Annotated in this window: 10 protein-coding genes; all 10 read right to left on the bottom strand. The window is 47.9% G+C overall.

Going from position 1 to position 12,229, the window contains the following annotated elements:
• Positions 1 to 61: 61 nt before the first annotated feature.
• Positions 62 to 511 carry a hypothetical protein gene (locus tag PAEAM_RS02115; protein ID WP_047841473.1) on the bottom strand — a complete coding sequence of 150 codons (450 nt, stop codon included), beginning with the start codon at positions 509 to 511 and terminating at the stop codon, positions 62 to 64.
• Between the two features lie 381 nt (positions 512 to 892).
• The gene (locus PAEAM_RS02110; protein ID WP_036616263.1) at positions 893 to 2,146 is read right to left on the bottom strand and encodes a mechanosensitive ion channel family protein; all 1,254 of its coding nucleotides are present in this window, start codon (positions 2,144 to 2,146) and stop codon (positions 893 to 895) included.
• A 148-nt stretch (positions 2,147 to 2,294) separates the two neighbouring features.
• Entirely contained in the window at positions 2,295 to 2,936 is a 642-nt protein-coding gene (locus tag PAEAM_RS02105) for a polysaccharide deacetylase family protein (protein ID WP_100526449.1), read from the bottom strand.
• A gap of 188 nt (positions 2,937 to 3,124) precedes the next feature.
• Complete coding sequence (locus PAEAM_RS02100; RefSeq protein ID WP_207765547.1) at positions 3,125 to 4,000, bottom strand: carbohydrate ABC transporter permease; 876 nt, start codon at positions 3,998 to 4,000, stop codon at positions 3,125 to 3,127.
• A gap of 15 nt (positions 4,001 to 4,015) precedes the next feature.
• A complete protein-coding gene (locus PAEAM_RS02095) occupies positions 4,016 to 4,885 on the bottom strand; it encodes a carbohydrate ABC transporter permease (protein ID WP_100526448.1) in 870 nt (289 codons plus the stop codon).
• 147 nt (positions 4,886 to 5,032) lie between these two features.
• Positions 5,033 to 6,346 carry an extracellular solute-binding protein gene (locus tag PAEAM_RS02090; RefSeq protein WP_100526447.1) on the bottom strand — a complete coding sequence of 438 codons (1,314 nt, stop codon included), beginning with the start codon at positions 6,344 to 6,346 and terminating at the stop codon, positions 5,033 to 5,035.
• Between the two features lie 152 nt (positions 6,347 to 6,498).
• The gene (locus PAEAM_RS02085) at positions 6,499 to 8,265 is read right to left on the bottom strand and encodes a response regulator (protein WP_100526446.1); all 1,767 of its coding nucleotides are present in this window, start codon (positions 8,263 to 8,265) and stop codon (positions 6,499 to 6,501) included.
• Entirely contained in the window at positions 8,256 to 10,286 is a 2,031-nt protein-coding gene (locus PAEAM_RS02080; RefSeq protein WP_100526445.1) for a cache domain-containing sensor histidine kinase, read from the bottom strand. Before PAEAM_RS02080 ends, PAEAM_RS02085 begins: the two co-directional genes overlap by 10 nt.
• A gap of 638 nt (positions 10,287 to 10,924) precedes the next feature.
• Positions 10,925 to 11,287: a hypothetical protein gene (locus PAEAM_RS02070; protein WP_100526443.1), complete on the bottom strand. Its 363-nt coding sequence runs from the start codon at positions 11,285 to 11,287 to the stop codon at positions 10,925 to 10,927.
• A 108-nt stretch (positions 11,288 to 11,395) separates the two neighbouring features.
• Complete coding sequence (locus PAEAM_RS02065; RefSeq protein WP_100526442.1) at positions 11,396 to 12,103, bottom strand: uracil-DNA glycosylase; 708 nt, start codon at positions 12,101 to 12,103, stop codon at positions 11,396 to 11,398.
• Between the last annotated feature and the right edge of the window lie 126 nt (positions 12,104 to 12,229).

The raw sequence follows: 12,229 nt of genomic DNA, 5'->3' as shown, positions 1-12,229 counted from the left end.
ATTCATGAGACGGAAGCATTAAAGTCTACGATACCTAACGTTTTTTACTCTCACGAGCTGGTCACGGCACCCAGACATCCCTTTTATAAAAGGTTACGCTGTAAGCATCGGTATCGCTGTATCGTCCATCTTTGCTTATCACTTTAAAATATACATTATTGTAGTCGACAAGAACTGTATCCGCTCCTGACGTATTCGTAGAAGAAGCAACCAAATTTCCAGCGCTGTCATAGGCGTACAGATCGTAATCATAGCCGGAAGGAGAACCCAGCACGACAGATTTGCCATGCCCTCTGAATGTAAAGTAGTCTACATCTGTCGGAGAAGATAGATAAGACCAAGCACTTCCACCCCAGTAAGCCGGACCGTAGGGAGTGGCCACCGTTTGCGTTGGGATTTTATACGCGCTGCTCAAAGTGTCATTCGACTCGTAATTATCCGCCAAGGCCGTACCCACAATCGATCCTGATAAAAGCGTTATCATAATAGCAGAATACAATGTTTTCTTCATTTCATTCTCCCTCCATTTCTTTTGAAAAGTTAACACGCCAAAGAGACTTCATGCTTTTCCCTCGTTCATAGACACGCCTGATCAGAAAAAGCTCCAAATCACCCCTTTCAAAATATGGAATTAATTAGATTATAATGTAAAGAAATACATATTGTCTACTTGTTTTTGCAGACATTCTGTTTTGTTATCTTGCACTGAACCCTATCCCATGAACTGACCGTCAGTCTCATAAATAAAGCACTTGGATGTGTTCCTGTGATTTTAAAATTAGCCAACTTGTTAAGACTCCACATATCCTCACCCGTGGCCGAAATGGAGGGCATCCAAACGTAAAAACGACCACCAATATGGTGGCCGTCACATCTATTTTAATAAATCTTCTTAGTACTCTCGCGCATATTGCTTATCCTCTTTCAGTTGCACAATGTCATGTCCGGTTGGATTCTGGAAGGCCCGTAGTCCAAATGTTGACGCCACCGCGAAAATATGGTCAAAGATATCCGCCTGAACGTTCTCATATACACCCCAGTTAATATCATTGCTGAATGCATAGATTTCCAGAGGCAGCCCGCGATCTTCCGGTGCTAATTGTCGCACAATCATCGTCATATCTTTATTGATTTTTGGATGATTCCTCAAATATTGATGGATATATTCCCGGAATACACCGACATTTGTCAGTTGTCTGCCGTTCACGTTGCTTTCGGTATTCACCTCGTGCTCCATATTGTATGCTTGAATTTCCTTTAATTTTTCCGTGACATAATCAGTCAGGTAGTGGATTTTCTCAAATTCAGCCACCATCTCTTCCGTACAAAAACGGATACTGCTGATATCAATATAGATACTCCGCTTAATCCTTCTGCCGCCGGACACCTGCATGCCTCTCCAGTTACGGAACGAATCCGAAATGAGGGCGTAGCTTGGAATCATCGTAATCGTTTTATCAAAATTCATAACCTTTACCGTATTCAAAGTAATGTCGATGACGTCACCGTCCGCATTATACTTTGGCATCTCGATCCAGTCACCAACACGCACCATATCGTTTGACGATAGCTGTACACCGGCCACGAGGCCCAGGATTGAGTCTTTGAATACGAGCATTAATACCGCCGATAACGCCCCAAGTCCACTAAGGATAATGAGCGGGTTCTGTCCAATCAGGCTGGAGATGACGATGATGCCCCCGATAATGAACAGGACAATCTTGGCTACCTGAATGTAACTCTTGATTGGGCGAATCTTCGACACCTCATAGGTACGATAGATATCATCGAAGACATTCAGCAGAGCATTCAGAACCGTAATCATGATAACAATCATATAGGTCATTGCTGATTTTTCAATTATGGCCTGATAGGGCGAGAAAATATAAGCAGAATAATAGATTATAATGGCTGGCACAAGATGCGACAGCTTCTGAAATAAATTTTTCTGAACCACAATATGGCCCCACTTGAAACGGTTGTTACTTACGATACGATGGACCGTCTTCAGTACCACTCGCTTGGCAATCACATTCGCCAATATCGAGATCACTGCTATAAAAATAATCATAATGATGTTTGAAAGATAACCAATGGAGGGTCCACTCATGCCGAGTTCTTCTAGTTGATTTCTGATAAAGTCCATTGTTTCCTCCTGACATAATCTAGTTTAGCCTATTATTATAAAGTAGTTTGAGAGGGCAAGCAAAGTTTGTGCCTCCACTTCATTCTTCCTATGTATTATATATATTAAAAAAAGACCCTGTCATTCAAAGAATGATGGGTCCACTTAATTATGTCGTCTTTATATCATGATCACGAGAAATGTCTAACAACTCACTCACCGTCACCAGACGGTACCCTTCTGCGACCAGTTCCTCCACCAGCACACCAACCGCCTCCACCGTCTGGGAACGCTCCCCGTACCCGTCATGGAATATGAGCACGCTGCCAGGTTTCACCACAGACCGGGTATGCTCCAGAATATGCTCAACACCGGGATTGTCCCAATCCTTCGCATCACCGTTGACCGCACCAATCGTGCGATATCCACGCTCCGCTGCCAGAGACAGTATATCATCGTTTACGCCAAAATACGGCGGGCGGAAGCATCGGGCAGGTTGCCCCGTAACTTTTTGAACAAGATTTTCCGCGCGTTGCAGCTCTTCGCCAGCTTCCTCCAGCGTCAGCTCAGTCAAATTCGGATGTGTGTATGTATGGTTGGCAATCTCATGCCCTTCACGATGCACCTCCGCCGCAATCTCCGGGTGGTTCTCCATCTCTTGGCCAATCATGAAAAACGTCGCCTGCCCACCTGCACGGCGGAATATCTCAAGCACTTGAGGTGTATAGACCGGATGCGGCCCATCATCAAACGTGAAAGCCACAACCTTTTCCCGAACAGACTCCTGCACTACCATTGCGGTATTGACCATAAATAATGACCCCTCTCTGCAACTGCCTGGCTACATACCCCCCTATTATTCCATGACCACAGGCTCCGGTCTAGTCCAGAGATCACACTTTGCGAAATCCCGAATCAAGCCGATATCTACCAGAAAGAGAGTCTAACGAGCAAGCAGCAGGCCCTTTCTACCGCCACGCTCTCCAGTCCAGCCTCCAGCTATCCTTTGATCGCACCTGCGATCATACTCTTCTGCACCTGTTTGTTCAGCAGCAGATAGATGACCACCGTTGGCACCGTCGTAATCATCAGTCCAGCACCAATGATACCCCATTGCGTAATGTACGTTCCCACCATCGACATCATGCCCACCGTCAACGTCTGGTAAGCCGTGTTATTGATAAACGTAACTGCAAACATCAGCTCATTCCAGCAGGACAGAAATGTGAAGATGGCTACCGTTGATATAGCCGGGGTTACCAGAGGCAGGATAATGGAGGAAAACGTCCGGTATATGCCGCAGCCGTCGATAACCGCCGACTCCTCCATCTCTCTTGGGATACCTTTGAAAAAACTGCCCAGAATGAATACCGCCATCGGAATGCCAAATGCCACATAGGGAATGATCAGAGACCAGTAACTGTTGAGCAGGCTCAGATTCTTCAAAATAATAAACAATGGCAGCAGCGCCGCATGAATCGGCACCATCATGCCCAGCAAAATGATCGTCATCGTCAACCCGCTGAGCTTCCAGTTCATTCTTGTAATTGCGTATCCCGTCATGGAGGACAGGATCAGTACCAAGACAATGGAGGCCGCAGTAACCAGCACACTATTCATAAAATAGGTCAGCACATGGCCGTCGGACATTGCTTTGGTGTAGTTGCTCCACAGAAACGCTTTGGGCAACCCGGCCACATCACCGCTGAAGATCTCACTATTATCCTTCAGGGAAAACAGCGCCAGCCATATGAGCGGGTAGATCTGCACAATCGCAACGAGGATCAGAAACGCTTGCAGGAACACTCTCCCGATCGGTCCGGAGATGGACCTTGGCTTGGGCTTTTTTTGCAACATGACTTCTACGGTACTCATGCCTTTCACCTCCCTCTACTCCGTTTTGAACAATGAATTAATGAGGATCGTACACACCAGACACTCCACAATAATAAAGACCGAGATCGCACTGCCATATCCGTACCGGAACGTATCAAAAATGGTAGCGTACATCAGCGTGCTTGGCACTTCAGTTGTGTAAAATGGCCCGCCACCTGTCAGCACATAGATCAGGTCAAACACCTTGAATGCACCGATGACCGAAAAAACAAGGCTTACCTTCAGAATGGGCTTCATCAGCGGGATCATAATGGACCACGCCGTCCGAATACGGGAAGCACCATCCATTCGAGCCGCTTCGAGCACATCCTGAGACACGGACTTCGCACCTGCATACATCAGCAGCATGTGATACCCCACGTACTGCCACAAGGTTGGAATAAAAGATGCCGCCAGCGCGGTGTCCTTCTGCCCCAGCCAGTCCTGTGCCAGGCTGGATAAGCCGATACTTTGCAGCAGCACGTTCAGCAGGCCGTAATCGGCATTGTAGATTTTTGACCACAACTGGGCAATAACCACCGTTGAGATCAACACCGGGATGAAATATACGGTCCGGTAGAAACCTTCCCCCTTGACGTCGGACGCCAGAATCAGTGCGAGCACCAGCGAGATCGGCAGTTGAATGAACACCGAAGCACCCGCGAATAACAGGGAGTTTTTGATCGAATTCAGCACCCGGGTATCCTTAAACATCTCTACATAGTTGTCCAGGCCGATAAATGTACCCCTGCCTACGCCGTTCCAGTCCAGCAGACTGTAATAACTGGAGACAAAGATCGGAATAAGCACGATTCCGCAGAACAGAAGCAGGGTGGGCAGTACAAAGACGGCGATCGTGCCTTTATTGGAAAATACAGAGTTCATTGTTGTTCTCCTCTCAAAGGCGTGACCGGGATATTCCGGACCACGCCTTGTTTGGGTTCATCTTCATTGTTAGCAGGCTTCAGCTTGGCAAGCTCACAAGCGTACACATGTAAGGATTACAGTTGCGCACATATTAACCTGCGCGACCTACAGGCTCAGCTCTGTTGGTTTGAGCTGTGCCATCTGTTTGCAGAACTCCTCCGGTGTTACATCGCCGGCAAGCAGCTGGGCAATCAAGTTTTTGTGCGCTTCGGCAGACTCCGCAGGCAGAATGTTATCCCACCACGCAATGAATGAGGTCGCCGTTTTCATAATATCCGCCGCAGACAGATCAAGGGAGGACAGGCTGGATGTGTCGAGTGCATCGGTTTTCCAGCTTGGCAGACCCGCTCCAGCCAGGAAACCTTGCGTACCAAGCTGCTCACTCAGATACATGAGGAATTCCACGGCTTCCTTCGGATGTTTGGTATTCTGGTTGATGTAGAAACCATCGACGGCTCCGCCAAAGATTTCGGTATTTGTACCTTTACCATCCTCAAACACCGGGAACGGAATCACTTTCACTTTGCCTTTAACTGCGGAGGACGGGTCCTCAATGCCTGCATTCACCCAGTTGGCCTGGAACATCATCGCCCCGTTGCCTGCATTAAATGCCCCCAGCATCTCGTCATAGCTCATGCTGAACATGCTGCTGTTGAACGCTCCTGCTTGTGCAAGCTGCTGCATTTTAGTCGCGGCGGCAACAAAGTCCGGTGAATCCCACTTCGACGGATCTTTAAAGGCTTCCATCACCGCTGCATTTCCTGCCTGACGCATCGCAATAATGTCGTACCAGTACATGCCCGGCCAGCGATCCTTCTCTCCAATCACAGCCGGGGTGATCCCCGCCGCTTTCAGCTTGGTGACTGCATCCAGCAGTTCGTTATAGGTGGTCGGAATCTTGGCACCCGCTTGCTCGAACAGTTCTGTATTCACGTAAAGGTTGGCGATATGTGTGTACACGGGCAATGTGTAGATTTTGCCGTCCATATTAATGGCCTCAGCCATTCCCGGGCCCATTCGTTCTTTGATATCGTCCGTCAGGTAACTTGAGATTTCCAGCACATTGCCGGATTTGATGTACGGCTGCATGAAGCTGCCGCCACCCATGCCATAGAACAGGTCTGGCGCTTCACCAGCTGCAATCGATGTTTTAACTTTGGTTTTGTACTGTTCTCCTGTCGTGCCCGTACGTTCAACCTGGATGTCCGGATGCTCGCTGTTCCATTTCTCAACAATCTCGGGCAGCAGCTTGGCCGAAGGATCGGTATTGCCGACCGATTGATCCCACAGCGTCAGCTTGATCTTGCCATCGCTCTCCCCCTGTGCACCACCGGACGAACCGGATGAACATGCCGCCAGACTGATTACAATTCCCAGAGTCAGAATTAGACTTGCCGATTTTTTTAATAGCGCTTTCATATCTATGGACCTCCCTATGTGTTTTAGTTCGTTCTAGCCCATATTTTAGGCGAACCGTGCGTTGTTCTCCATTTAGAAAACAGGCATCGATTTGTAAAATTCGAACATATGTGGAATTGGAACTGGTAGTGTGGGGTTTACATTCTCGTTTTTCAGGTTTTTACATTCCGATACTCGTTCATGGACCGACCGATATTTTTTTTGAACAAGACGCTGAAATAATGCGGGTCCGGGATGCCTACCTGCTGCCCGATCTCATACCCCTTTAAATCGGTCTGCTTCAGCAGCGTTTCGGCCTTTCTCATACGAAGCTGTGTCATATATTCCACAAATGTCTGCCCGGTTTCTTTTTTCATCAGCCGCCCCAGATGGCCCGAACTTACGTAAAAAGCAGCCGCGGTGCTGGAAAGTCCCACTTCCGCATTGCCCATGTTCTCTTCAAGATAAGCCATCACTCGGTCGATCAGATTACCTTCTTTGGCCTGTCGTTTGGCTTGTATGACATCCGATACCGTGCGGACATGCTGCTCCAGCATGCTTTTTAGTTCAGGCAGATGACCTGCTGTAAAAATGGCCGCAACGGCCTCTTTGTTCAATGCGTACTCTCCCTCAAGCTGTTGCTCTATGGCAGCACGCTGGCACTCCGTAACCACATCCATGGCTGCCATCCGAAACTGTGAAACGTCCGAGAACGGCACAGACAGCATACGCTCCAGCAACAATACGGCTTCTTCCCCCGCACCAACACTGACGTAAAATTGCAGTTGTTGGAGCAGCTGAGCATCCGAGTGGTACCGCCTTTTTCCGCCTTCGATGACCAGATCCTCGAAGCAAATGACCTGATTTTTTCCCACAAACGCCTGATAATCAAGTGCACGACAAGCTTCCCGGTATCCCACACAGGCCCTTCCCCATCCTGATTGCCATTGCCCAATCCCTACGGTCACATCAACTTCACACCCTTCGAGCTTAAGCGTATGTTGAAGTTCTTCCTGAAGCTGCTGTACCTGAACGGCAAATTCCGTATCCGCACCAAGTGAGAGCACAACTATCCGGTTATGCGGGTCCATGACGATAATGGTTTGCGAATCCTGGGGATAAAAAGCCTGCACCTGCTTCATCCCTACCATTCGCAGCAGAATATGTATTTCCTCGGCAGTATGTGGATCAGCTTCTGTCTGATGCTGGCTTAATTGGGGCTGAACGTGTTGATGTTGTTGTTGCTGAGGCCCTCGTTGTACTTGGTATGTTTGGGGTGTTTGGTGATATGGTTCGGACAGATGTGGATATACCTCTGGTGCAGCTATCTTCGCTTGCGGTACAGCAACCTCCACCTCCATTACTGCGATGCGTGATCCTGGTTCACCAGACGAGATGGGAATGCCGAAGAATCGCGCCTTCTCTTGTAGTTCATCCTCAGGCATCACATCACTTAACCATTGATTTACAAACCTCTCCCTGAGATAAGGCAAACTCTGCTTCATCTCCTCCCGCAGCTTCATCAGCTCGTACTCACGCCCCATCTCCTGCTCGATTGCCACTCGCAGCTTCGTCGTAACCTGTAATAACTCAGAAGCACGGATGGGTTTCAAAATAAAATCGGATATGCCCAGCTTCACACTCTGACGAGCATATTCAAATTCATCATGTCCCGTCACAACCACGATTTTTATGTTCGGGTAACGCTCCATGAGGATGCCGCTCAGTTCAATACCGTCCATCTTTGGCATGTATATGTCCGTGAACACGATGTCCGGGCGCAACAGCTCGACCTGTTCCAAAGCCTCTGCAGCATCGGAGGCCTCGCCAATGATGCTCATGCCTTGCTGCTCCCAATCGATACGCATACGCAGCAGATTTCGGATGAGGTACTCATCATCCACTATCAATACCTTTAATGGTTCCACAGTTAATTCCATGATTCATCGGCTCCCTTCGGGATCGTTATGATAATGGTTGTTCCTTTTCCAACCTCGCTCTGCAGCTTGAGTCCATCTTCTCTGTCATAAAAAATGCGAAGCCGCTCCATCGTCCCCCATAAGCCAAAGCTTGAATTGTGTTTAGCGTTATAGGTAGGATTAGAGGTATTAGAAGAGTTAGATGGGTTAGATGAGTTCGAGCGATTAGACCTGTTCATTTCTGTGCGTTGAACCTGCTGCACTTCTTCCTCGGACATGCCGACTCCGTCGTCAGTGATCGTTAGAAGTACCCCTTCCTTGGATCGACGAGCTTGAATGCGTATCGTGCCTGGACTGCTTTTAGGGCGTATGCCATGATATAGCGAATTTTCCACCAGCGGCTGGAGCACAAGCTTGGGAATCATCACGCGCTCACAATCTGGAGCAATATCGTACTGCACCTCAAATACACCGGGGTATCGTACCTGCTGGATCGTCAGATAATTGCGTACAATCTCAACCTCTTCGTGCAGCGTAATCAGTTCACGGCCTTTGCTGACACTCAGCCGATAGTAACTTCCAAGTGCTTCTAACAGCTCACATACCTTATCGTTCATACCCGACATTGCCAGGGAGGTAATGGAATCAAGTGTGTTGTATAGAAAATGCGGCTTGATCTGCGCCTGAAGTGTATTCAGCTCTGCTCGGCGGATCGTCTGCTGCTCCTGAATGATGCGTTTCAACATCTGGTCAATCTGCTCAATCATTTGGTTGTATCCGCCATATAGCTGTGCGAACTCGTAGCTGTTCAGCTCAACCGTCACTTTGCGGAAGTTGCCGCTTGGCGCTTTCTGCATGGCACGAAGCAGCTTGTGAATCGGCTTAATGACGCTGCGTGAGATGATGAATGAACTGACAAAAAAGACAGTCCCGTTTACCGCCAGTAGGATCAGCGCAAGCAGCACCATGGATTTATTGCGGGTATCGGTAGCCTGGTATGGGCTCATGCTGATGAATTTCCACTGATCATCACCAGACGAACGATAGGTAACCGCATATTCCTGACCACCCGATTGCAAGGTGATGAAGCCGGAGGATTGCTCTTGAAATGTTTGTTTTAACTTGGCCTGATTGGCCTCTAACATCTCGTGCATCCCTTCCTGTCCAGAAGCCACAGATATGGATTCGCCGGATACAGTAGGCACGGCCTTCTTTCCATCGGTAGCGTTGGTTGCGATCACCCGCTGATGCTCATCTAGAATGGCCACCTGAAATGAATCCGGTGCAGACAGGTTGGCATAGGCCTGAGCGATTGATTTGCCTTTGATGTTCATGACCAGAAATCCAAGCGGAGACGTATCATCCAAATCCCGAATGAGGCGAATAAACGAAACCACCTCTTGCCCATCATTCTCCACCGGCGTCGAGACTCCGCTGTCGTTGTTGCCACCATTCAGCCTGAGCAGATATCGTCCGTTGTGCTTCAGTGCCTGTTCGTACCATGGCGCTTCCTTCACATTCGCTTCCATAAACGTGGGCCATTCCTGTGTACCAACCGAAAATCGGTGCCCCGAATTATCGTAAATATATACTGAATCGATAATTGGAACCGTTTGCATAAGATTGGTCAAATACGCGCTGACCTTGGACTGTGTCTGTAAATTGGAGTACACATTGCCCTGCCGCAGCAGGTTCTGCAAGTTGGGATCGGAGAAAATCATTTTCGAATAATTGTTCACGTTCTCGATCATCAGATTAACGTTGGTCTCAATGGATGTTATCGTCTGCAATGATGCCTCATTGATCTTTCGCTGCGCATCACTTTCCGAGATTCGATTCAACACCAATGCACTGAATGCCACCGTTAGCAGAATGATGACAAAGTAAGCAAACGGGATTTTAAAAGCCAGCGTCTTGGGCTTGCGTTGAATGAACTCTTTGAAACGGGGAGTCCAATTGTTCCTCATTGCACCGGTGTTCGCTTTTGTTTTTGCGTTTACTTCTGCATCGGTCTCAATATCTGATTGGGCTGTTGCTTTCACTTCTATTTTTCATCTCCTTCTGTTGCTTCTCTTGCTCCTTCATCTGTTGTTGCATCTTTGGCTCTTTGATTCACTGTGACCCTCCTTTGGTTCCGATGTGTGATGGGTTTATCGGTTGTGATCGGATGACCTGTTGTGATATCCACCACTCTCTCGGATTTTATACAATTGTATATTATAGGACTGTGCATGGAGGAGGCTCAACTCTTTTTATCGCTTGGATATAGCTTGACTGAGTGAAGTGAAATGAGGCTTTGGGGATCTGATCGTGGTGAATGCCGCGGGTAGGGGCCCCTAATTGGAGCCGCAAGAAGTACTGCTTTATAAAATGTTGGAGGTACAGATAATAAGTTGTGGTTTGTGCCGGGTGGAGAGAGAAGCGGGGGAGAGACGGAGGATCTGAGTACACAAAAGAAGATGGTAAACGTCTACCTTGATATGGCATACTTTTGAGCAAGATTACAATATCTACGGGCATAATCTTACTACTTACAGAGTGTTGATCGAGTGGTTAAGGCTGGGAAGTCCAATAATGGTCTTCTCGTATGATGAATTTAAGTGGGGAAAATGTCGGGGGCAAACTGCCCTCGGGCAGGACAAGTACAGAGTTCGTTATGGTAAGAAACAGCGAATCGTGATCAAAGCGAGAATTCGGTAACGCCTTTTTTGGAGGCATATTTCAGCGTGTAGCTTCCTTCTGTGCCATATGGCATCGTAGCGATTTGGATGCGGGTGTAATCCAGCCGACTCTCTCTCAGCACTTTTTTAATTAGCGTTATGCTCCGATCTTCATCCGTTACCACACAGAAAATGTTCATTACATATTCCTTCGGATCAGCTACACGGCTACCCATATCACATCCATCCACCTCTCCCAACTCCGCCTGGGTCAGAACGGTTTCCAGATATTCCATCACCTTTTCCTTTAACCAATGATCTCGTTTGCTGCCCTGCGCACTCTTCAGCGGATATTGCACCACAAGCCAGTATTTTTCACTCATTTAGCTTCACCAACCAATCTGTATATGATGGGGCACTACGTTATGTGTAGGACACTTGGACGATAAGGTGCATATGTTATGCCTTACATTCCTTCAGTTCAAAATGGGCTAGATAATGGACCTTACTGCTTTTTGGAATTGTACTGCTCTTCCGTTTGCAGGATGGGGAACATGATGATGTTTAATGAGATGGGCGCTTAACGTGTCTGCTGACTTTCTGCCAATAGCCACGATCTGAGCATCAGGATTCAGTTGCATAAGCTGTCTGGCGAATATCACACCATCCTCCAACTCTGCCAAAGTCGGCGTTCGATTCGTCATCCTGTTCTCAGAAGATTGATAGGGATGAAAGGGATAGATGTTCCAAAATATAAAGTCCGTTGGTTTCCACCTTGTACTGGATAACACTTCGCCCCATATGATGGATGCTGTCGGTTCTGCGAATCCATACAATGCCTGACTCCGGTTAGGTTTGGCGATATTCGGCAGGCTTGTTCGGACACCCGGCTCGCCTGAAAAAATCATCTGGTGATCCACCAGCGAATGATTCCCGGTAACCATTCGTTCGGACGTCAAGGGTACGCCGGAGAACCTCGCCCCTTGATATCCCACAGCTTCAGCAATAAAAATGTACCGAGCCTTGCACATTCTAGGTTCCAAATACCTGACCATATGTTCCGACCGAATCTTCACCGCTTCGGGGCCAATATCATAGCCCTTCACATAATCTCTCCAAGGATTAATCACATTTACTGGCGACACATATGCTTGTACCCCTGCAACAAACTCGCGGATCTGTTGCTGCGTTTGGCTCATGCTTTTTTGCCTCCTTTGGGAGATTACAGAGTAAATTAGGCTTGCATCAGCTTTTTTTACAAATATTATAGCATAAACAGAAAAACCACTAACCAGAACGCTGGTTGATGGTGGATAGAAACTGTA

This window comes from Paenibacillus sp. GM1FR, assembly GCF_002803315.1.
Classification (GTDB): Bacteria; Bacillota; Bacilli; order Paenibacillales; family Paenibacillaceae; genus Paenibacillus; species Paenibacillus amylolyticus.
This window is presented reverse-complemented; position numbering and strand designations above follow the sequence as displayed.